This window comes from Hafnia alvei, assembly GCF_900095695.1.
Classification (GTDB): Bacteria; Pseudomonadota; Gammaproteobacteria; order Enterobacterales; family Enterobacteriaceae; genus Hafnia; species Hafnia alvei_B.
This window is the reverse complement of sequence record NZ_FMIQ01000062.1, coordinates 134690-157530: the sequence shown is the minus strand read 5'-3', so window position 1 is coordinate 157530 and position 22841 is coordinate 134690. Positions and strand designations below refer to the sequence as shown.

Below are 22841 nucleotides of genomic sequence, written 5' to 3'. Positions count from 1 at the left end.
CAACCAGATGCCACGCGTAGCCTCGTATAATTCCAATGCACTCATACCGGACTTGTATGTACTGTTAAGAAGAAAAGCGATACCTGCATGCTCAGGAGCAATATCTGTCTCTTCTTTTAGAAGTAGGTGTTGAAGCTCATCAAGAGTTATACGCCCCATCAGAGAGCTGCTTCCACGCACTTTGTTGGTAAGTTCGCCAACACCTAAAAGATCGATACACGTTGCCTCAACAAGTTTAGCAGTGGACTCATCCATGCCGTGGCGGAGTATATCGATCCCCAATTTTTTGTTTGCTATGAGCTCTTTAATTCTTTCAGATTTCGAAGACTCATCGGGATGCTTTATATGGCTCAGACAACGGTCTCCCTTACCTTTTCCAATATAAAACGGCTTCTTAGAAACATCCTCTTTGTCGTAAAAAGTATAAACATAGTACTTAGCCAACCCCAAAGATTTTGAGTATCTTGATAAATCCTTCACGTTTTACGTCCTTATCATTGTGTGCATGTAGCTTACTTTAACTATCGGCACCAACATGCAAGAACTTAAGATATAAATGGGCAATAGTTCGAGTTTGAGTGTTCTTCTCCCCATTTCATGGCACATAAAGAAACCAGTACTCGCAACTGTTGGAATGAAAGAGCATTCGCTCTGTTATGGGCGAGGAGCGAAAGTTTTTGGTCTCCGATATTTTCAGTTTTCAGTGTGTTGGGGTCAGCCATAAACAATGCATAGATATATAACAAAACTGTTGCACCTAGGAGTTAAATGACATCATATTTTTCTTTTGCTTATTAAAATTTGAACTAACTCTTGACGAGATCTATGCAGGCTATCTTGGATCTTATTGTGAGAGCGCCTTTTTTTTCTTTCAACCATACCTTGAGGTGTAAACATTCTTGATATACTCTCAAGTTTTTTATCTCCAAGAGTATCAAATATCCACCTTGTGAAATCATCACTATAAATTGGAAGCATTTTATGTGACTCTCTGTGAACCGCAATAGCGGAGAGTCCAGTGAGGTTCAATATATCCCAAACATCAACATCGCAAGTTAATATTTGTGCGAGATGAAACTGTGTATTATTTTTGTCACCAATAGTATTGGTCAACAAATCTAACATCCTCGCCATAAATAAATCCATAGCGCAATTCCTAACCAATTGAAGAGGTTCAGGTATATTTGTAAGACCATTGAGTTTTCTAGTTATTTTTAGCTTGTTTTTATAGAAAAGAATATCAACACAAACGGCTATTTCCTTTGGCATAAAAATAGATATTTCTTTATCAATAACAGATAAAAGTTCCAATAATTTATTCTCAGAAGAACGTTTTGAACTATATTCAATTATTTTTACCTTCAGTAACAGTAGCTCCATCAGGTCTACTATTTTCGAAAATTGACCAAACGGGCTTCCATCTTTGTTATAGTAGTCAAATAGAAGATTATCTGCCTCCCTTTCAGCTGCCGCCTTATATTTACGTATAAATAAATCCCGCCACGATGAATCAAATTGAGAGTTCACCATGGAAATAGATTTTAATGAAGAGACTGTTTCTCTAACTTTATTAATATTAGTTTCTTTCAGGTTATTTTCTATTTCAGAAAGATACAAGGCCATATTTAATGTATTAACACTATCTTGAGATATGTTTTTAGATATAGAGCTACAGATTTGAAAAACTCTTTCTGATGGTTCAGCCTCATAGGCAAATGAGCGAATATAACTAGCAGTATTACTATCAACATATATCGCCGTTGAAATGAAATGCTCAGTTATACCTTTCGTCTCAATAACTTCTTTATCAATAACGAATATGGAATTTCCTTTAAATGGCTTTAAGAGATAACATTTTGGTGATAGTTCTTTTTTGGGTAGATAGAATGGTCCATCAGCGGATTCGTGTGAATAAATTATCCGCCACTCTTTCAAGTCACTTTTGAAATCTTCATACTGCCCCAATGCATCACTAAATGATGATGCATTTCCTATTTCATTCAACTGCTTTAATATATTAATTTCCTTGTTCATACTCACCCGCAAAAGTTTACTCATTGAAATTCCGATAGTACTATCACTGTATCATTGATAACATAATCTTCGTCACGAAATACTGATATGAATCGTCCCCACCCTTCGGATAATTAAAATATTTAATTTTACTGGCTAATCAGTACTGTGCTCATAAGAAATCACTCTCTTTTAGTACAAAGACAAAATGTAGTCAAAAATATTTTTTCTATCATATAATTATAATAATAGAGAAAAAATTAATAATGGAATATAAATGGCTTATTCCTTATTTATCTGTAATCTTCATGAATTTTGTACAGCGGAAATAACTTACTCTTAAGCCTATATAATATTTAATAATTAATAATTAAGTACAGCCTAAGCGCCATTGCATCATTGCCTTACCTGATGCAATGTATAATCGTATTGTACATTCCCCAAATCGGATTCTTATCGACATGAGCCAGCTATGATTTCATCCAAATAGAGTTACTCCCTATGTCATGAAAAACTTACCCACATGTGTGGCATATTCTGCTAACCAACATGTAGCCGTTGTAGCGATAGAACCCAACTTGATTTGAACTTCAGATAGTACAAAACCACCTATCACTCTGTTTTATAGCTGAAAAAATCAACTTTGATAAGTTTGAGAAAAGTTTGAGAAAAGTTTGAAATGGTGCCGATAATAGGAGTCGAACCTACGACCTTCGCATTACGAATGCGCTGCTCTACCAACTGAGCTATATCGGCACTGAGGGGAATATTTACTGAGGAAACGCCTGAAGTGCGGGAATCACGATAGTGAAATTCATGAGTAGCGTCAAGGTGCTAGGGATTCGTATGACTATTAAATCAACACAAAAGGCCATTTTGTTCTTAAGGTGATTTTCCTTAGGAAAATTATTTATATCCACAAATCATATCAAGCCGCACACATACGACATCAAACCGGGCATTTTTTAGTTAGTCTGGAACCCGTCTTCCATTATTCGATGGATAATTGGAGTTGCCGTTAACCTATCACGGAGTCTGTTATGTCTATCTCATCTCGCCTCAATCGCCGATACGTTCTGGCGCAGCGCCCTCAGGGGATGCCTTCCGATCAAGATATTCGCTTAGAGCAAATTGCTCAGCCAGAACCGGTACAAGGGCAGGTTTTGCTGCGCACCCTTTATCTTTCATTAGATCCGTATGTCCGTGGCCGCATGGATGATACGCCGTCTTATTCTCCTCCGTTGGCTATCGGCGAGGTGATCTGCGGCGGCACAGTGTGTCGCGTTGAGCAATCACTGCATGATAAATACCAAGTGGGCGATCTGGTTTTGGCCTACACCGGTTGGCAAGACTATGCGCTATCCGACGGTGAAGGACTGCAAAAGCTAGATGCCAATATGGACCATCCCTCTTACGCCTTAGGCCTATTAGGTATGCCTGGTTTTACGGGTTATATGGGACTTACCGATATCGGCAATCCACAGCCGGGTGAAACCGTCGTTGTGGCCGCTGCAACCGGCGCCGTAGGCTCCGTTGTGGGTCAGGTAGCGAAGCTACGCGGCTGCCACGCGGTCGGTATTGCCGGCGGCGCTGAGAAATGCCGTTATGCGGTTGAAACGCTAGGGTTTGATATTTGTCTTGACCACAAAGCACCGGATTTCGCCGTACAGCTAAAACGCGCCTGTAGCAAAGGCATCGACGTATATTATGAAAACGTTGGCGGCGCCGTTTTTGACGCAGTTCTTCCTCTGCTGAATACCAAAGCGAGAATCCCGGTATGCGGCATGATCAGCCAATACAACGGTCATCATAGCGACCACCAGCAAGACCGCTTGCCGTTGCTGATGTCGACCATCTTGAAAAAACGCATGCGCGTTGAAGGCTTTATTATTTCGCAGGACTATGGCGATCGCTATCCTGAATTTTACGCCCAGATGAGCGCGTGGCTGGCGCAAGGAAAAATCGCGTTTAAAGAAGATATTGTAGAAGGACTTGAGAACAGCATTAGCGCCTTCCAAGGGCTATTGAGTGGTAAAAACTTTGGTAAGCTGATTATCAAAGTCGCGGAATAGCCAAGAATATCGGCCCGTTAAACGGGGAGATATTTGATAGAACGAGTAAATAGAAAAAACGGCGCTCAATGCGCCGTTTTCATTCTGCGGGAAAAACCACTAGCGACGAATTAAATCGTCACCGTAACCAATCCATTTATAGGTGGTTAAGGCTTCCAGACCCATCGGGCCTCGCGCGTGTAGCTTCTGAGTGCTCACCGCAACTTCAGCGCCTAAGCCAAACTGGCCGCCGTCGGTGAAGCGCGTGCTGGCATTAACGTAAACCGCTGAAGAATCCACTTCGCGCACAAAACGATCGGCATGGTGCATGTTACGCGTCAAAATCGCATCAGAGTGCTGAGTGCCGTGCTCACGGATATGCTCAATCGCACCGTCTAGCCCTTCCACTACCACCACGTTCAGATCCAGCGACAGCCATTCGTCATCCAATTCAGCCTCTTGTACCGGCGCTACAGACGCAGGACCTTGGCTTAGCAACGGCAGCGCATGCGGGCAGGCGTGTAATGAAACTCCGACGTCGTGCATCCGCTGGCTTAGCTGCGGTAAGAACTGCGCGGCGTCCTGTTTGTTCACCAGCAGCGTTTCTACCGTATTACAGGTGCTTGGGCGCTGGGTTTTGGCGTTCACAATAATCTTCAACGCCTGTTCAGCGTCCATGCCCTGATCGACATAGATATGGCAAACACCAATCCCACCTGTAATCACCGGGATCGTTGACTGCTCGCGACACAGTTTATGCAAACCAGCGCCGCCGCGTGGGATCAGCATATCAACGTAGCGATCCAGTTTAAGCAGCTCGGTGACCAACGCACGGTCAGGGCTTTCAATCGCCTGCACCGCATCGGCTGGCAGCCCTGCTTTCTCCAACGCTCGCTGGATCACTTTTACCGTTGCCTGATTGGTGCGATGCGTCTCTTTGCCGCCGCGCAGGATCACCGCGTTACCGGTTTTCAGGCACAGCGCCGCGGTATCCACGGTTACGTTCGGGCGCGCTTCATAAATCACCCCTACCACGCCTAACGGCACACGGCGGCGTTCGAGATTTAACCCGCTGTCGAGTACGCTGCCATCAATTATTTTTCCAACCGGATCGGTTAGATTGCACACCTGACGCACGTCGTTAGCGATGCCTTCCAAACGGCTCTGTGTGAGCTGTAAACGATCGAGCATCGCTTCGCTTAAACCGTTCTCACGCGCCTGCTGAACGTCCATCTGGTTCGCTTGCAGAATAGATTCGCTATCCTGTTCTAGATAATCGGCAATCAGCGCAAGCGCCTGATTTTTCTGCGCCGAGCTAAGGACGGCTAAGTGATAGGATGCCCGTTTGGCAGCCTTACCCATTTCTTCTAACATATTAACCCCTTAGCTTACGATCATATCGTCACGGTGGACGGCAACCGGGCCGTATTCATAGCCCAAAACAGCGCTGATTTGCTGTGAATGGTGGCCGGCGATCATGCGCAGCGCGTCGCTGTTGTAGCGGCTCACGCCGTGGGCCAAATCGCGCCCTTCCAGATTGCGAATGCGGATAACTTCACCGCGTGAGAAATCACCGCTCACATCACGAATGCCTTTCGGCAACAATGAGCTGCCACGTTCGAGAATCGCAGCCACGGCGCCATCGTCCACGGTAATTTCACCCGCCGGTGGCGCACCAAAAATCCAGCGTTTGCGGTTTTCCAACGGCGTTTCCAGTGCATGGAAGCGCGTGCCAACGGATACACCTTCAATAACGTCACCCACAACGCCCGGCTTGCTGCCCGCGGCGATAATCACGTCGATACCGGCACGGCAGGCAACGTCGGCGGCCTGCAGCTTGGTGGTCATACCGCCTGTACCTAAACCCGATACGCTATCGCCCGCAATACCGCGCAGCGCATCATCGATGCTATTTACTTCGCGAATAAGTTCGGCGGTTGGGTTATGACGAGGATCGGCGGTAAATAGTCCAGCCTGATCGGTCAACAGCAGCAGCTTGTCGGCCCCTGCCAAAATGGCGGCCAGCGCAGAAAGATTATCGTTGTCGCCAACTTTAATTTCCGCCGTCGCCACCGCATCGTTTTCATTAATCACGGGAACAATGCGGTTATCCATCAGCGCATGCAGGGTGTCGCGCGCATTTAAGAAACGCTCGCGATCTTCTAAATCAGCACGCGTTAGCAGCATCTGTCCAATATGGATACCGTAAATAGAGAACAGCTGTTCCCACAGCTGAATCAAACGGCTCTGCCCAACAGCGGCTAATAACTGCTTAGAAGCTATGGTTGCGGGGAGCTCGGGGTAGCCCAAATGCTCACGTCCAGCGGCAATCGCACCGGAGGTTACAATCACAATACGATGCCCCGCGGCGTGCTGTTGCGCACACTGACGAACGAGTTCCACGATATGGGCACGGTTTAGACGGCGCGAACCGCCGGTCAATACGCTGGTACCTAGCTTTACAACTAGGGTTTGGCTGCCACTCATAATCTTTTTGCCGTTTATTGGTGTTGGAGAAATGGGGAGAAAGAGAAAAAGTATCAGGAGAGGCGCGTTATGCCAACAGGCATAACGCAAAAGCACACTTATTACTGCGCCCGATCAGGCTCGAAGGCGAACTAACTCTTCAGAAAAGTCGTCGGCTGGCTGAATTTTAATCTCGAGCGTAGTTAAAAGCTCTTTGAGGCGGTTATGAAAATTGAGTGAGGTTTGTTCTAATTTGTCAGTCACTTCAGGATCTTTAATCACCTGCTCCTGCCAAACGCCGTTCTTATCAAACAATCCAAACGAATAACGATAGGTAAAATGCGTTTCCTCGGCGGCAAGATCGAGCCACCATCCCCAAAACTCACGTTTTTCTGGATTAGGTTTAACGTTGACACACACGGCTAAACAGTCAAAAAAGAAATGATCATCCTGACACTGGCCCGAACGAATATAGGGGCCAAGCGCGGTGAATTTTTTGATTAAGCGGCTTTTAGAGTAACCACCTGGTAATGTCATGCTACATCCTCCTGTTGTGGTTACTCTTTTTTAACAAATTTACAAACTTTAGCAATCAAATTAACGCGAATGTTCGCCAATCCAGTCACAAACCTGATGTAAAGCCTGATTGAACCCTTCAAACAACGGGGACGATGGCACCATCAATAATTTGCCATCTAGCGAAGAGTCCGCAATCAGTTTGGCTTCAGATTTAGGGCAAAACGGATCGCGTTCCCAATATCCGGCCAGCATCGGCGTATGGCAGCGACGGCCAAGCAGTCCTTGAGTCTTCAATGAATAACAGCTTAGCTCGGTGCGTAACGCTACATCGGATACGCTGTTCATCCCCAAGCGACTCGCCAGCATATCGATATACATTTCAGGAACGCGTTCCTGAATACATTTGTCGCATAGTAGGCTGTGTACCACGGGGCCTAATGTGGCAACCGCTCGCAAACGACGAGGCTCTAAATACGCTAAACGAACCGCCACGTTTGCGCCAAAGCGGAAACCAAATACCGAGACTCGGGTGTGATCGACCCACGGCACATTCGGTAACGCCTGCAGCACTTGTTGATGCAACCGACTCGAGTCCTGCGTCAGACAGAAATGCGAAGACAGCCCAACAGATGGCATATCAATCGTGAGCATCGCCATGCCAGCGGGCGCTAGATGGTCGCGGAACAAGCGATAACTGTCGCTCTGCATCATATCTAACCCGCCGCAAATCAGCACCGTTGGGAATGGTCCTTTGCTGTTATCCGGCATATGCAGAAAACCGGTGATCTTTTTCCCACCGTCAATCGCAAACTCGACCTCTTTCAGTTCGTATGACAGCAGCTTAGCCGATTCCGCGTAGGCGCGATTGGCCAGCGCTTCGGCCTGCTCAGCTAAATCATCGCCTTTGAGATGAGGATAAGCCGCGATGCTGTAAAGATTCGCGGCTTGTAGCCAGTATTCACCGGCCAACGTGGGATCTTTTTCTTCCTGAGCACGTTGCTGCCAAGACATCGCTTGGTGCGACCACTCGTATATCCAGTTGCCGCTCCGATACCCCACAACGGTGTCTAGCAAGCGCTCATCGCTACGCTCGGCCGTTGAAGCGGCAATATGCGATAGCACATGCTCGATTTCGATAGGTGAGACGCCGCGCCAAACCCACATCAGGCGATTGATGATGCGATACCAATTAGCCTGCGAGGTTCCATCCAGCGCAGAGGCAATCGAAGCCTGCGGAACGTGCCCATGACGCTTAACCAGCGTGGACGTTTCACGATGCTTAAATCGAGGTTTGAATAAGGTTTCAGAAAGGTTTGATTGGGACATGATAGACGGCAGCCTCCGAGTACTGTCTTTTCAGCCGCAGACAAAAAGCGGCAGAGCTAAATCTCGCCCAGCGAGCGCTCAGACTAGTGTAACGAACTCGGACGCTAAAAAACAAACGTCCGGACAAAGCCGGACGTTTCTTTACATCTTATTGCGTTTTTATTGCATTGCCAGAGGGTAAATTAACGGCCGCTGATTGGCTCGACGAAGCAAACACCCATATCCCATGGCTGTTCGATCCACGTATTCTGTGGAATATCGATAACGTAATCATCAACCAGAGGGCGACCTGCTGGCTTAGCGAAAATAGTGACGAAATGCGCTTTAGGATACATTTCGCGGATCGCCTGAGCGGTGCCGCCGGTATCCACTAAATCGTCGATCACGATGAAACCTTCGCCATCACCTTCAGCACGCTTAACAACTTTGAGCTCACGCTGGTTATCATGGTCGTAGCTGGAGATACAAACGGTATCAACGTGACGGATACCCAGTTCACGTGCCAGTAATGCGGCAGGAACTAAACCACCGCGGCTTACCGCAATAATTCCAGTCCACTGTTCAGAAGGCATCAGGCGTGCAGCCAGCTTACGTGCGTGCATTTGTAGCACGTCCCAAGTTACAACGTATTTTTCGCTCATTAATAGTGTCCCAGCCATAATATTCATGGCTTAAAGATTGGTCGGGGGGGAAAAAAGGTTGCGCGAGATTATAGAGAGCCAGAGCAATAAAAACCAGTCTCTTTCGCAGAAAGCCGGCACCCCGATTGCGGATTTAGTGCCTTAGTCTGTCCACATAAGCAAATATAGTGGTATTCTCTGAAAAAATGGCTTTATCTCTTAACCCCCTATTGTGCCACTGTTATCGGCAGCACAACTGATTATCAGGAGACTTAACGTGTCTGAACTGTCTCAGCTATCTCCACAGCCACTGTGGCAAATTTTTGCGGATATCTGCTCTATTCCTCACCCTTCGTATCATGAAGAAGCGTTAGCCGCGCACATCGTTGCATGGGCTGAAGAAAAAGGTATCCACGTTGAACGTGACGAAGTGGGTAACGTCCTGCTGCGTAAGCCGGCCTCTCGCGGCATGGAAAACCGTAAGCCGGTTGTGCTGCAAGCGCATCTGGACATGGTTCCACAAAAAAATAACGATACCGTGCACGACTTCGCCAAAGATCCGATCCAGCCATACATTGACGGCGACTGGGTAAAAGCGCGCGGCACCACGCTGGGCGCAGATAACGGCATCGGTATGGCTTCTGCATTGGCTGTTTTAGCCGATGACAGCGTTTCTCATGGCCCAATCGAAGTACTGCTGACCATGACCGAAGAAGCTGGCATGGAAGGCGCATTCGGCCTGAAAGCGGGCTGGTTGCAGGCTGATATTTTGATCAACACCGACTCTGAAGAAGAAGGTGAGATCTACATGGGCTGCGCGGGCGGTATTGATTTCATCACTACGCTGCCATTACAGCGCGAAGCCGTTCCTGCCGGACACGACGTGGTTAAGCTGACCCTGAAAGGCCTGAAAGGCGGCCACTCCGGTGGTGATATTCATTTGGGCTTAGGCAACGCCAATAAACTGCTGGCGCGCTTCCTGTCTGGTCACGCTGCCGAATTGGGCCTGCGCGTATTGGATCTGAACGGCGGTACGCTGCGCAACGCGATCCCACGCGAAGCCATCGCGGTTCTGGCTGTTCCTACGGCGAATCTGGCTAAGCTGAAAACGCTGGCCGAAGCTTTCCAAAGTATTCTGAAAGTTGAGCTGGCTGCGGTAGAGAAAAACCTGAGCGTTCAGGTGGAAACCGCACACAGCGATTCTCAGGCACTGACCGCCGACAGCCAACAGCGCTTTATTGCCCTGCTGAACGCCACGCCAAACGGCGTGATCCGCATGAGCGACGAAGTGAAAGGCGTGGTTGAAACGTCTCTGAACGTGGGTGTTGTGACCACCGACGCGAAAGAAGCGCAAATTATCTGCCTGATCCGCTCGCTTATCGACAGCGGTAAAGATGCCGTGGTTAGCCAACTGAACTCTATTGGTGAACTGGCTGGTGCGCAGGTGGAAGCCAAAGGCAGCTACCCAGGCTGGAAACCGGATGCAAATTCTCCGGTGATGCATTTGGTGCGTGAAACTTACCAGAAGCTGTTTGATACCACGCCAAACATCATGGTTATCCATGCGGGTCTGGAATGTGGTCTGTTCAAAAAACCTTACCCAGAAATGGATATGGTGTCTATCGGTCCAACCATCACTGGCCCACATTCACCGGATGAGCAAGTTCACATTGCCAGCGTAGGCCAATACTGGCAGCTGCTGACCGCTCTGCTGAAAGCGATCCCAGAGAAAGCCTAAGCGCTAAGTCTTTGCGTGTTACAGAAGCCAACCCGAGGGTTGGCTTTTTTTATCCCTTCACGCCCTTAAACCTAACCATCAATATCCAGCGAAAGCTGCTTTTCTAGCTGTGGATCGAGCAGCGTGACGTGCAGCCCCACCAGCCGCACACCTCTGCCATTTCGGCGTTCATCCCAAGCCTGCTGCGCTATCTGGAATAAATCGCGCTTATCCAGAATCGACCACACATGCTCCTGCGTTGTCTGCTGAAAATCATGAAATTTAAGTTTTACGCCCTGCCGTGCAATATGCAGATCTGGCTGCACTTTCGCCAAGCGCCGCTCCAGTTCTTCATACAGTTTTTCCAGTAAAACCTCGCACTCTCCCCAGCTATGAATATCTTCTGACAGCGTTCTTTCCACGCCAACGGACTTACGCAGCCGATCGGGCATCACTTCTCGCTCATCCTGACCGTGGCAGCGTTCCCAGAGCACGCGCCCAAACTTGCCAAAACGGCGTAGTAGCTCGGCCAAATTATAGCGGCGCACGTCGGCGCAGGTATTCAGCCCCAGTTCACTCAGTTTGGCGGCGGTCACTTTGCCAACGCCGGGGATCTTTTTCAGCGGCAACGTGAGAATAAAATCATCAACCTGCGCGGGCGTAATCACATACTGACCATTAGGTTTATTCAGATCGGAAGCAATTTTTGCCAGAAATTTGATCGGAGCAATGCCTGCCGACGCAGTAAGATTAAGCTCCTCGGCGATTTGTTTGCGGATCTGCTCTGCAATCAACGTGGCTGAGCCGTAGCACTGGGTGCAGTCGGTAACATCAAGGTAGGCTTCATCGAGCGACAGCGGCTCTATTAAAGACGTATAACGCTGGAAAATCTCACGTATATGGCGCGAGACATCTTTGTAGACCTCCATTCTCCCCGGACGCAACGTGAGATGCGGGCATAGCTTAAGCGCTTGTCCTGTCGGCATAGCACTACGCAACCCGAATTTACGCGCGGCGTAGTTTGCTGTACTGATCACCCCGCGGCGATCGCGACTCCCGCCAATCGCCAGCGGTACATCGCGTAACTCAGGGAAATCACGCATTTCGACTGCGGCATAAAAGCAGTCCATATCGACATGTATGATTTTGCGCATAGAGAGAATGATGGAGTTAATGACTGTATAAGTATACAGGTTAATTATCGAAAAAGGGAAGTGGAGGAGTTCGTCCGCCTTTCGTTTATGGGGCTACTGTGTAAGATTCCGCCCGCCTGTTCATATCGAGCTTCATTGATACACTGGTGAAGGCGTACGGGCAGAGACTACCAGCGCGTGGTCTCTGCACTCGCGCGCTTTTATCCGAGACGCCATTTCCGCTACGGTTTGGTATCGCCCATCCAGGGCGCCCCAAACTCCACCGGTACATCCTTGTACCGGCGGCTCTCCCAACCAAGACAAAAGCACGAGATATTGAGGTTTGCTTTTTCGGCACATTACCGAACAGCCGAGTAAATCATGGAGGTTAGGATTCGCCGATTGATATCGGCGAAAGAACGACGGAGGCATGGATGCCGATTGTCGTTCGTTCCGTTAAGACCGGAATATGAAACGAGGGAACCCACGAAGTGGGCTGAAAGGTGGTGCCAAGCCGGGATGCAAGGCGGCGGCGATTGAGCCGCCTTGCTCGGACGCCTGCACAGTGTATATGTATGCTTCGATGTGCTAGGCGTACGAAACTATGACACTCGCGAGCTATCCCTATTCAACTGGCACTGCCCCTTCATATAATCCTATGCTTCTCCAGCATCTCACGCCGAGCTTCCTCACGCGCCATGCGCTTTTTACGTGCATCGCAGGGCTCAGGGCAGTCGCAGACTTTTTCAAGGCCGAGGTTGGCGATGCCGCCGCAGCTGCCGTGGATGCTTTTACGCTTAATGATATAGCCGATAGACATTCCGGCAATCACCGCTAAAAACACCACAAAGGTCGCAATAAATACCGTCGCCATATTATTTACCTTTTTTTGCCTGCACCAAATAAGGCTTAAAGGCATCCGAGTAACGATCCTCAAAACCGTTTTCAGTTTTCACAATCATAAATACCGGAATACCCAGCAGGTTTGCCAACGCCATTCCGCGCTCTGGCCCCATCACGTCTAACCCAGTCGACAGGCCATCTGCCGTCATACAGCTCGGCGCCAGCACGGTGATTGAAACCAGATGATGTGTGACCGGACGCCCTGTTTTAGGGTCAATTTCATGCGAGAAACGCTGGCCGTTTTGCTCAAAATAATTGCGATAATCACCGGAGGTCGCGATAGCCATCTCGCCCGGCTGAATAATGACCTGAGCGCTCTGCTGTAACCCAGCCTGCGGTTTTTCAATAGCGATACGCCACGGTGCACCGTCTCCGTTGATGCCACGCGTTCTCACTTCGCCGCCAATATCCACCATGTAATTAGTGATCTTTAACGAAGCAAGATACTCAGCTACAACGTCCACGCCGTACCCTTTCGCAATAGACGACAGATCGAGATAAAGCTGAGGAATATTCTTCACCAGCGCATTACCCTGTACGGATAAATGCTCAATGCCGATCCATGCACGACGCTGGTTAATTTCTTCATCCGTAGGAATACGATCGGGACGACCTTCTGGCCCAAATCCCCACAGATTAACTAATGGCCCAACGGTGATATCCAGCGCGCCATCGGTGACTTTATTAATCCGAATAGCCTCTTCAACCACTTTTGCGGTCGCAGCCGAAACTGGGAACGGCGTATTCACCTCAGTGCTTTGGTTAAAACGGCTCAGCTCAGAGTTGGAACGGTAGGTCGACATCTGATCGTTAACCTGCTCCAAACGCTTATCCAATTCGGCTTTAATTTTTTCCGGCGCGGGCATCCCTGAGTCACTGACATACTTGATGGAGTAATAGGTCCCCATCGTTTTGCCTTCAATGTTGACCTGCTCCGGCCCACATCCCGTCAGCAAAAAAGCCAGCCCGCAAAAAGCCAGCCAGCGTGTATTGCGAATAAAAAACGCGGTCGCCCGCGCAGTATTATTTTTCATTATTTTCAACCAGTTTTGGCTACGCTACAAAAAATCTCATAAAAAAACATATGGCCAAAGGCATTGAAGTTGTGGCTAGGCGGCAAGTGAGTTCATCCCCAGGAGCTTACAAAAGTAAGTGACTGGGGTTAACTCACGCAGCCAACACCGCCACAGCTTCAAGGACGATGGCTATCAGCCGCCGAAGTCATCGAGCATGATATTCTCGTCTTCTACCCCGAGATCTTTCAGCATCTTAATAACCGCAGCATTCATCATCGGCGGCCCACACATATAGAACTCACAATCTTCCGGCGCTGGATGCGCGCGCAGATAGTTTTCGAGTAACACATTATGAATAAAGCCAGTGTAACCCGTCCAGTTATCTTCAGGCTGAGGATCGGACAATGCGATGTTCCACGTAAAGTTTGGATTCTCTGCCGCCAGTTTGTCGAAATCTTCAACGTAGAACATTTCACGGGTTGAGCGTGCACCGTACCAGAAGCTTATTTTGCGTTTGGAATGCAGGCGCTTGAGCTGATCGAAAATATGCGAACGCATGGGTGCCATACCCGCACCGCCGCCGATAAAGATCATCTCAGCATCGGTTTCTTTGGCAAAGAACTCACCAAACGGTCCTGAAATGGTGACTTTATCACCCGGTTTTAACGACCAGATATAGGAAGACATAATCCCTGGAGGCGCATCTGGCATACCTGGAGGCGGCGTAGCGATACGCACGTTGAGCATGATCAGGCCTTTCTCATCGGGATAGTTCGCCATTGAGTAGGCACGGATCGTGGGTTCGGTAACCTTGGACTCAAAGCGGAACAGATTGAATTTGTCCCAGTCGCCACGGTATTCCTCTGGCACATCAAAATCGGCGTAGCGCACATGGTGCGGTTCACATTCGATTTGGATATAGCCACCGGCGCGGAACGGCACCGCTTCACCTTCAGGGATACGCAGCTTGAGCTCTTTGATGAAAGTCGCCACGTTATCGTTAGAGATAACTTCGCACTCCCATTTTTTCACACCGAAAATCTCTTCCGGCAGCTCAATTTTGAGATCTTGTTTCACGCTAACCTGACAGGCTAAACGGCAGCCTTCTTTAGCTTCGCGCTTAGAGATATGCGCCAGCTCAGTAGGCAAAATATCGCCTCCGCCTTCTTTAACGTGTACACGGCACTGACCACATGAGCCACCGCCGCCACAGGCAGAAGAAACGAAAATGCCCTGATTTGAAAGCATGTTCAGCAGTTTGTCACCGGCCGGAGCATCAAAGCTTTTCTCCGGATCGTGGTTAACTTCTACATGTATGTCGCCGGTATTCACCAGCTTAGATTTGGCGAACAAGATCAGGACGGTCAGCGCCACCACGATCAGGGTGAACATCGCCACACCCAGAATAATTTCTTGCATAGGTTCCTTCCTGTCCTATCAGAGGTGTACGCCGGAGAAGGACATAAAGCCCAACGCCATCAGGCCCGTGGTCACAAAAGTGATGCCCAGCCCACGTAGCCCAGCAGGCACATTGGCATATTTCATTTTTTCGCGCAGACCCGCCATCGCCACGATAGCCAACAACCAGCCGATCCCTGAACCAAAACCATAAACCACGGATTCGGTGAAGTTGTAGTCACGCTGAACCATGAATGACACCCCACCAAAGATGGCGCAGTTAACGGTAATCAGCGGCAGGAAAATCCCCAGCGCGTTATAAAGCGATGGGAAGAAGCGGTCGAGGATCATCTCGAGGATCTGCACCAGTGCCGCGATAACGCCGATGAAGGTGATAAAGCTTAAGAAGCTGAGATCAACGCCATCCATCAGAGCACCGTCGCGGAGGACGTAGTTATAGACCAGATTATTGGCGGGAACAGAGATCCCTAACACCACCGTTACCGCAATACCTAAACCGAAAGCCGTGGTGACTTTTTTGGAGACGGCCAGAAACGTACACATCCCCAAGAAGAACGCTAATGCCATGTTTTCAATGAAAACGGCGCGTACAAACAGGCTGATATAATGTTCCATCTGCCCTTACTCCTTTTCCATCTGTTCAGGTTTCAGCGTGCGCAGCGCCCAAATCAGCAGGCCGATAATGAAGAATGCGCTCGGCGCTAACAGGAACAGGCCGTTAGGCTGATACCAACCGCCGTTTTGCACGCTTTCTAACACGGTAATGCCAAACAGCTTGCCTGAACCAAACAGTTCACGCAGGAAGCCCACCAGAATCAGGATAACGCCGTAGCCCAAGCCGTTGCCGATACCATCCATAAAGCTCTCAATCGGCGGTGACTTCATGGCATAGGCTTCAGCACGCCCCATCACGATGCAGTTGGTGATGATCAAGCCAACAAATACCGAAAGCTGCTTGGAGATTTCATAGGCATAGGCGCGCAGGATCTGGTCAACCACGATAACCAGCGAGGCGATAATCGCCATCTGCACGATAATGCGTACGCTGTTTGGGATCTGATGGCGGATCAGTGAAATAAAGAAGTTAGAGAATGCCGTCACCAGCGTTACCGCAATCGTCATCACGAAGGCAGTTTCTAACTTGGTGGTCACCGCCAGCGCCGAGCAAACGCCGAGGATTTGCAAAGCGATAGGGTTATTGTCGAGCAAAGGCCCTAATAGGACTTTTTTAATCTCTTTAGTATCAGCCACGATTCAATGCTCCTTCACGAACGCGTTTTAGGAACGGCCCATAACCATGGTCGCCCATCCAGAAATCGAAGGTATGCTGCACGCCGTTGGCGGTTAGCGTCGCGCCTGAAAGCCCGTCAACGCCGTGTGGGTCCTGAGGATTTGCGCCCCCTTTAACGATACGGATCGCCGGACGGCCACCGTCATCAAACAGCTGCTTACCCACCCATTTTTCACGCCATGACGGGTTTTCGATTTCACCGCCCAGCCCCGGAGTTTCTCCGTGCTCGTAGAACGTCAGCCCTTTCACCGTATTACCGTCGGTGTCGATAGCCACAAAGGCATACATCACCGACCACAGGCCGGTGCCGTAGACAGGCAATACCACTTGACCGATGTTGCCCTGCTCGTTTTTCACCAGATACACTTCAACCACGTTGCTGCGGCGCTTAATACCCGCCGGATCCTGCGCGGCATCCAAGACCATGCTGGTGGCCGGATCTTTTAACGCTTTGCCCATATCGAAGGTGTATGGATCGCCGGAGGTGAACTCGCCGGTTTTCAAGTCAAGCAGACGCGGTTCGATACGCTGGCCGAACAATGTTTTCACCTGCTCGCCATCGAGCTTATCGCCCTGCATCAGCCCTGCGACGGCCAGAATGTTGCGCTGTTTATCCAGCTGCTTTTGCTCTTCCTGCATCGGCTTCAAGCCTACCGCTGCACCAGCAACAATCACAGAACACACCAAGCACAACACCACGACCACCATCAGCGTTCGGCCGATGCTGTCGTTTTTACCTACGCCCGCTTTATTTACTGAATCCTTAGCCACGTGCTTTTCTCCTTTTGATGTTGGCGCGCACCACCATGTAGTCGAACAATGGAGCAAACAGGTTTGCGAATAGGATCGCCAACATCATGCCTTCTGGATAGGCGGGGTTAATCACGCGTACCAGAACGCACATCACGCCAATCAGCCCGCCGTACCACCATTTACCTTTGTTGGTAAAGGAAGCCGATACCGGATCGGTTGCCATAAAAATCATACCGAATGCAAAGCCACCCAGAACCAAGTGCCAATACCACGGCATAGCAAACATTGGATTCGTGTCTGAACCGATGAAGTTAAACAGTGCTGACATAGCCACCATACCCACCATCACGCCCGCAACGATGCGCCATGAAGCCACGCGGCCAAACATAATGATAAGTCCGCCGAGAAGGATCATCAGCGTAGAGACTTCACCAATTGAGCCGGGAATGTTACCAATGAAAGCGTCCATCCACGTCACGTGCTGGCCGGTGATGGTATTCATCAAACCGCTCTGTCCCGTTGCACTCCACTGTGACAGCGGCGTTGCACCTGAATAGCCGTCTGCGGCGTTCCACACTAAATCACCGGAGATCTGTGCTGGATAGGCAAAGAACAGGAATGCACGCCCCGCCAATGCCGGGTTGAGGAAGTTACGTCCGGTGCCGCCGAAGATCTCTTTGGCAATCACCACGCCAAAGGAGATGCCCAGTGCGGCCTGCCACAACGGCAACGTCGGAGGAACAATCAGCGCAAACAGAATCGAAGTAACGAAAAAGCCTTCGTTGATCTCATGTTTGCGGATGATGGAAAACAGCACTTCCCAGAAGCCGCCCACCAAGAACACCACGGCGTAAATAGGCAGAAAATAGACCGCGCCCAGCGTCATCATGCTGACCCAACCGGCGTTGGCCTGTAGGCTAGCCCCCAGCATTTCGGCGAGCCAATAATGCCAATCCGAGGCAATCACCTGAGTCAGTTGCTCTCCCTGATACAGCTGATTGAGCGCGCCAATCGCCTCATGACCCACGTTGTACATTCCCCAGAACATGGTAGGGAATACCGCCAGCCACACTAAAATCATCATGCGTTTTAGGTCGATGGCGTCACGAACGTGCGATGCACCGTGCGTCACTTTACCTGACGTATACATCAGCGTCGCGGCCGCTTCATACAGCGGATAATACTTTTGCAGCTTGCCACCCGGTTCGAAGTGGTGCTCCATATTCTCGATAAAACTCTTCAGACCCATGAATTATCCTTCCTGCTCAATGGTCGTCAGCACGTCACGCAGCACCGGGCCATATTCGTATTTGCCCGGACACACGAAGGTACAGAGCGCAAGATCTTCCTCATCCAGCTCTAAACATCCCAGAGCCTGAGCGCTTTCGCAGTCGCCAGAGAGCAGATCGCGCAGCAGCATCGTTGGCAAAATGTCTAATGGCATCACGCGTTCATAGTTACCGATTGGCACCATGGCGCGTTCACCGCCGTTCATGTCGGTCGAAAATGCGAACAGTTTGCGCTTAAAGAAATGCCCCAGCGTGGTGCGGGTAATCGAGAATTTATTCGCGCCCGGCATCATCCAGCCCAGCAGCTCTTTCTCACGCCCTTCTTTCACCACGGAGATTTGATGGTGGAAACGACCCAAGAAAGCTTTGGTGCCGCTGGCCTGCGTTCCACTCAGCACTGAACCGCTAATCACACGGTTATCACCCTGCTTTAAACGGCCGGCGGTAATTTCATCCGTGCTAGCGCCCAAACGGGTTCGCAGCAGCAGCGGCTTTTCAACCTGCGGCCCCGCCAGTGCAATCACGCGATCGGTATTCAGTTCACCGGTGGTGAAAAGTTTGCCGACGGCGATAACGTCCTGATAGCCCATGTGCCAAACGGTTTTAGTTAAGCTAACCGGTTCAAGGAAATGGATATGCGTTCCCACCAACCCCGCGGGGTGTGGGCCGGTAAATTCGTTATGGGTGATATTTGGCGCAGGCTTGGTCTGCAGTCCTGCACCGGCCTGTTGGCAAACGTAAACTTTGCCTTCGGTTAAACGGCTTAGCACAGTCAGTCCATGCTCGAAATCAGCCATGTTTTCACGCAGGATCAGCAGAGGGTCAGCGGCTAACGGCTGAGTGTCCATAACGCTTACGAAAATCGCCGCGGCGTTAGAACCCGGTTTCGGCGCATGGCTAAATGGGCGCGTGCGCAGCGCTGTCCACAACCCCGATGTCAGCAAATTGCTTTCAACCTGAGCGCGGGGTAGATTCACCAGCTCAGACGCATCGTAGTGGGCAAATGGCACTTGCTCATCGCCATCGACGGCAATAACTACCGACTCCAGAACACGCTTTTCACCACGGTTAATCGCAATCACCTGCCCTGCGGCTGGCGCGGTGAACAAGACGCCAGGATTCCTTTTGTCTTCAAAAAGAACCTGACCTTTTTTGACCTTATCACCTTCTTGCACCGCCATTGACGGTCGCATACCGACATAGTCGCCGCCTAAAATAGCCACGTTTCGTATAGCCGGGCCTTGTTCAATGATCGGGGCGGGCGCACCCTCAATAGGCAAATTAAGCCCTTTTTTAATTTTAATCATGTGGTTGCACTATATATATCGTCATGACATTAATGATGTGAACCCTGCAGGCGTTCCTCTACCTTCCATAATGGATGTCACTCCAATGATGTTGGGTATGATGGCCTCCTCGTTGAGAAAAAAGCGCATCGTTGCGTGCAGATAAGAGATCGCTCATAAGTATCGGAGAATATTAACCCGAGGTATTACATGGACTAAAAACGATGTTACCGATAACTGCGCGATTTTACCATTTTACGCCGCCTGCATCAGCAACATTGCCGTGACCTACATCAAGCTAATTAAACATAGCCACGAACCATTCATTTTTAGCAGGTGAACAATTCGGTTTTTATATAACTATCGCTCACTAATTCTTAAAATTAATTTTTGCTACATGTAGATTTAATCCCAAATGAGTTAAAAAACACTCACTACAGATCCGCTCTCTGGATTAAACTGATGCTGTTTTGGGAGCTGTCAACAGACTTAATCTGAAGATCTTCTTTCTATGATTTATTAACAGGGTTATCAATGGGCAAAATCATCGCCTTGTTGGCCGTATTTTTTGTACTGCCACTGACTTCATGTAGTTCTTCTGCCAGTGAGCAGACACAAAATACGCCGCTGACAAAACAGCAATTAATGGGCTCTCCGGTTTATATTCAGATATTCAAAGAAGAAAGAAAGCTCGAACTGTTTGCCAAGGTTCAAGACAAATATCAGCTGGTGCAAAGCTTTAATATTTGCAAGTTTTCTGGCGGATTGGGTCCAAAACGTACCGAAGGGGATTTTAAAAGCCCTGAAGGGTTCTATCAGATTGATGCCCGTCACCTAAAACCGAACAGCAAATATTACCAAGCTATTAATATCGGATATCCGAACGCTTACGATCAGGCGCACGGTTATTCAGGAAAATATCTGATGATTCACGGTGACTGTGTTTCCATTGGTTGTTATGCCATGACCAATGAAGGTATTTCGCAGATCTTTAGCTATGTGCAAAGCGCATTCCGTAATGGACAAACTTTGGTCGATATCAATATTTATCCATTCCGTATGACCGAACAAAATATGCAGCGCCATCGCAACTCTGACTATTTGCCGTTCTGGAAACAGTTGCAGCCAGCCTATGCTTATTTTAATGAGTATCACCAAGCACCGCAGGTGAATGTCATCGGTGGCCAATATGTGGTTAACCGTCCATCGCAAAGCAATGGACTGTCTTCCTCACAGCTGGCGTTCACCCAAGCAAAATAAGGCAAACTCTCCTGGCTCAATGCGATGCCACATCTCATTGCTGGTCAGGGGCTGTGTTGCAATCACGGTGACGACGTCATTTGGCGTCGTCTGTGATTGAAAATCAATTTCGACATCCTCATCCAACAGCGTCGCTTTACCGAAAGGCGCTCGGCGCGTGATCCAATACAGATTGGTCGAGCAATAGGCCATCACAAAACGCCCATCAGACAGCAGCATATTGAATACGCCTTTGGCGCGAAGCTCATCGGCGCACTGCGCAATAAAGCGAAATACCGCAGGCCAATTACCCGGCGTTCTTGGATATCGGGTCGCCATTTTATTCAGCAGCCAGCAAAACGCATATTCGCTGTCGGTTTGACCCACAGGCCGGAAATGTCCCGTATCTAAGCCCTTATATCCCGTTAATTGTCCGTTATGTGCAAACGTCCAATTGCGTCCCCAAAGTTCACGGGTAAACGGATGCGTGTTTTCCAGCGACACTGTGCCACGGTTTGCCTGACGAATATGCGAAATCACCGCACAGGATTTGATCGGATAATCTTGTACTAAACGGGCAATCGGAGAGTTAAAACTCGGGTGCGGATCTTTAAATGTGCGACAGCCATTACCTTCATAAAAGGTAATTCCCCAGCCATCCTTGTGCGGCCCCGTTCTTCCGCCACGCTGTACCAAGCCGGTAAAGCTAAAGCAGATGTCCGTTGGGACATTGGCGCTCATACCGAGTAGTTCACACATACCGACCTCCTGTTCCAAACGTCGACGGATATACATCAGGCACCGTCTGCCTTCTTTATGTTACCGCTGAAAAGGGTTTCGCTCGCCAGCCAGCAAATGTGTTTCTCTGTAACTCTGATTAAGGCGAACGAGTCGGGTGCGCTAGCGCGCGCACCCAACACCCGCGCGCTTTTATCCGAGATGGCATTTCCGCTGCGGTTTGGTATCGCCCATCCAGGGCGCCCCAAACTCCTGCGTGACGTCCTGTCACGCAGGCTCGTCCTACCAAAACTTCAATACCGAAATAAGCGTTATCGGCGCAGTCAATTTGAGTGCAGACAGCGCGCAACCACCGGAGCGTACACATAGTACGTGAGGATGGTGAGCACTGCTCAAGCTCAAAGTGGCAAGTAAGATAGCTTATTTAACCATCTCTTTTTCGATCAGTTGAATCAGGATATGAATCGCTTTGATATGGATTTCCTGAATACGGTCTGCGTAACCAAAGTGCGGCACACGAATTTCAACGTCTGCGCTTCCGGCCATTTTGCCGCCGTCTTTGCCGGTCAGAGTGATCACTTTCATGCCCTTGGCGCGTGCGGCTTCGATCGCTTTCATGATGTTGCCAGAGTTACCTGAAGTGGAGATGCCTAACAGTACATCACCTTCACGGCCGACCGCTTCTACATAACGAGAAAATACATATTCGTAGCCAAAGTCATTGCTCACACAGGACAGGTGGCTTGGATCAGAAATCGCAATCGCAGCATAACCAGGGCGATTTTCACGATAACGACCGGTTAACTCTTCGGCGAAGTGCATGGCGTCGCAGTGTGAGCCACCGTTGCCGCAGGAAAGCACTTTGCCACCCGCTTTGAAAGAGTCTGCCAACAACACTGCTGCACGTTGGATTGCCTCAATGTTAGCGTCATCGCTGATGAAATTTTGCAGCGTTGTCGCCGCTTCGTTCAGTTCACTACGAATAAGATCGTGGTACATAGCAGCCTCTTTATTACATAGAAAATGGCACAGGAAATATTGTAAGAAGTGTAACGGATAGCT

21 protein-coding genes and 1 tRNA gene are annotated in these 22841 nt (G+C 49.3%); 3 read left to right on the top strand and 19 right to left on the bottom strand.

All coding sequences use genetic code 11. The features are described from left to right. From BN1044_RS17380 to BN1044_RS17370, 3 genes are all read right to left on the bottom strand, one after another. The coding region (locus BN1044_RS17380; protein ID WP_139130965.1) for a GIY-YIG nuclease family protein at positions 1-480 on the bottom strand (480 nt) is incomplete at its 3' end. 294 nt (positions 481-774) lie between these two features. Beyond that, a complete protein-coding gene (locus BN1044_RS17375; RefSeq protein ID WP_072309723.1) occupies positions 775-2058 on the bottom strand; it encodes a hypothetical protein in 1284 nt (427 codons plus the stop codon). A 635-nt stretch (positions 2059-2693) separates the two neighbouring features. Continuing rightward, positions 2694-2769, bottom strand: a tRNA-Thr gene (locus BN1044_RS17370). 284 nt (positions 2770-3053) lie between these two features. On the opposite strand from BN1044_RS17370, the gene BN1044_RS17365 reads away from it, so the two are divergent. Further along, positions 3054-4085, top strand: a complete 1032-nt coding sequence (locus BN1044_RS17365; protein WP_072309722.1) for an NADP-dependent oxidoreductase — start codon at positions 3054-3056, stop codon at positions 4083-4085. Positions 4086-4184: 99 nt separating this feature from the next. Here BN1044_RS17365 and proA read toward each other — a convergent pair whose 3' ends face one another. The 5 genes from proA to gpt form a co-directional block, all read right to left on the bottom strand. Then, the gene (gene proA, locus BN1044_RS17360) at positions 4185-5438 is read right to left on the bottom strand and encodes a glutamate-5-semialdehyde dehydrogenase (protein ID WP_072309721.1); all 1254 of its coding nucleotides are present in this window, start codon (positions 5436-5438) and stop codon (positions 4185-4187) included. 9 nt (positions 5439-5447) lie between these two features. After that, positions 5448-6551, bottom strand: a complete 1104-nt coding sequence (gene proB / locus BN1044_RS17355; protein ID WP_072309720.1) for a glutamate 5-kinase — start codon at positions 6549-6551, stop codon at positions 5448-5450. Between the two features lie 114 nt (positions 6552-6665). Then, positions 6666-7067: a sigma factor-binding protein Crl gene (gene crl / locus BN1044_RS17350; RefSeq protein WP_025800158.1), complete on the bottom strand. Its 402-nt coding sequence runs from the start codon at positions 7065-7067 to the stop codon at positions 6666-6668. A gap of 60 nt (positions 7068-7127) precedes the next feature. Then, positions 7128-8375, bottom strand: coding sequence for an esterase FrsA (gene frsA, locus BN1044_RS17345; protein ID WP_072309719.1), 1248 nt, complete (start codon positions 8373-8375; stop codon positions 7128-7130). A 182-nt stretch (positions 8376-8557) separates the two neighbouring features. After that, positions 8558-9016, bottom strand: coding sequence for a xanthine phosphoribosyltransferase (gpt, locus tag BN1044_RS17340; RefSeq protein ID WP_020303596.1), 459 nt, complete (start codon positions 9014-9016; stop codon positions 8558-8560). A gap of 256 nt (positions 9017-9272) precedes the next feature. Between gpt and pepD the strand changes: the two genes are divergently transcribed. Beyond that, positions 9273-10733: a beta-Ala-His dipeptidase gene (gene pepD, locus BN1044_RS17335; RefSeq protein ID WP_072309718.1), complete on the top strand. Its 1461-nt coding sequence runs from the start codon at positions 9273-9275 to the stop codon at positions 10731-10733. Between the two features lie 71 nt (positions 10734-10804). Here pepD and dinB read toward each other — a convergent pair whose 3' ends face one another. The 9 genes from dinB to BN1044_RS17285 all read right to left on the bottom strand — a co-directional run bounded on the left by dinB (position 10805) and on the right by BN1044_RS17285 (position 19823). Then, positions 10805-11866, bottom strand: coding sequence for a DNA polymerase IV (dinB, locus tag BN1044_RS17330; RefSeq protein ID WP_072309717.1), 1062 nt, complete (start codon positions 11864-11866; stop codon positions 10805-10807). 625 nt (positions 11867-12491) lie between these two features. Continuing rightward, positions 12492-12719, bottom strand: coding sequence for a (Na+)-NQR maturation NqrM (nqrM, locus tag BN1044_RS17320; RefSeq protein WP_043495224.1), 228 nt, complete (start codon positions 12717-12719; stop codon positions 12492-12494). A gap of 1 nt (position 12720) precedes the next feature. Continuing rightward, a complete protein-coding gene (locus BN1044_RS17315) occupies positions 12721-13785 on the bottom strand; it encodes an FAD:protein FMN transferase (protein WP_072309731.1) in 1065 nt (354 codons plus the stop codon). Between the two features lie 171 nt (positions 13786-13956). Next, a complete protein-coding gene (gene nqrF, locus BN1044_RS17310; RefSeq protein WP_072309716.1) occupies positions 13957-15183 on the bottom strand; it encodes an NADH:ubiquinone reductase (Na(+)-transporting) subunit F in 1227 nt (408 codons plus the stop codon). 18 nt (positions 15184-15201) lie between these two features. Continuing rightward, the gene (gene nqrE, locus BN1044_RS17305) at positions 15202-15798 is read right to left on the bottom strand and encodes an NADH:ubiquinone reductase (Na(+)-transporting) subunit E (protein WP_072309715.1); all 597 of its coding nucleotides are present in this window, start codon (positions 15796-15798) and stop codon (positions 15202-15204) included. 6 nt (positions 15799-15804) lie between these two features. Then, the gene (locus tag BN1044_RS17300) at positions 15805-16434 is read right to left on the bottom strand and encodes an NADH:ubiquinone reductase (Na(+)-transporting) subunit D (RefSeq protein ID WP_025800172.1); all 630 of its coding nucleotides are present in this window, start codon (positions 16432-16434) and stop codon (positions 15805-15807) included. Further along, the gene (locus BN1044_RS17295) at positions 16427-17245 is read right to left on the bottom strand and encodes a Na(+)-translocating NADH-quinone reductase subunit C (RefSeq protein WP_072309714.1); all 819 of its coding nucleotides are present in this window, start codon (positions 17243-17245) and stop codon (positions 16427-16429) included. Before BN1044_RS17295 ends, BN1044_RS17300 begins: the two co-directional genes overlap by 8 nt. After that, positions 17238-18476, bottom strand: a complete 1239-nt coding sequence (locus BN1044_RS17290; protein ID WP_046459422.1) for an NADH:ubiquinone reductase (Na(+)-transporting) subunit B — start codon at positions 18474-18476, stop codon at positions 17238-17240. The genes BN1044_RS17295 and BN1044_RS17290 overlap by 8 nt, the downstream gene beginning before the upstream one ends. A 3-nt stretch (positions 18477-18479) precedes the next feature. Beyond that, positions 18480-19823, bottom strand: coding sequence for a Na(+)-translocating NADH-quinone reductase subunit A (locus BN1044_RS17285; protein ID WP_072309713.1), 1344 nt, complete (start codon positions 19821-19823; stop codon positions 18480-18482). A gap of 513 nt (positions 19824-20336) precedes the next feature. Between BN1044_RS17285 and dpaA the strand changes: the two genes are divergently transcribed. Further along, positions 20337-21062 (top strand): peptidoglycan meso-diaminopimelic acid protein amidase, encoded by a 726-nt coding sequence (gene dpaA, locus BN1044_RS17280; RefSeq protein ID WP_040047119.1) that lies wholly within the window; start codon positions 20337-20339, stop codon positions 21060-21062. On the opposite strand, the gene BN1044_RS17275 is transcribed toward dpaA, so the two are convergent. Both BN1044_RS17275 and lpcA read right to left on the bottom strand, forming a co-directional pair. After that, on the bottom strand, positions 21033-21800 hold the full coding sequence (locus BN1044_RS17275; RefSeq protein WP_072309712.1) for a class II glutamine amidotransferase: 768 nt from the start codon (positions 21798-21800) through the stop codon (positions 21033-21035). The genes dpaA and BN1044_RS17275 overlap by 30 nt on opposite strands. 399 nt (positions 21801-22199) lie before the next feature. Continuing rightward, positions 22200-22778 (bottom strand): D-sedoheptulose 7-phosphate isomerase, encoded by a 579-nt coding sequence (gene lpcA, locus BN1044_RS17270; protein ID WP_046459419.1) that lies wholly within the window; start codon positions 22776-22778, stop codon positions 22200-22202. Positions 22779-22841 lie beyond the last annotated feature (63 nt).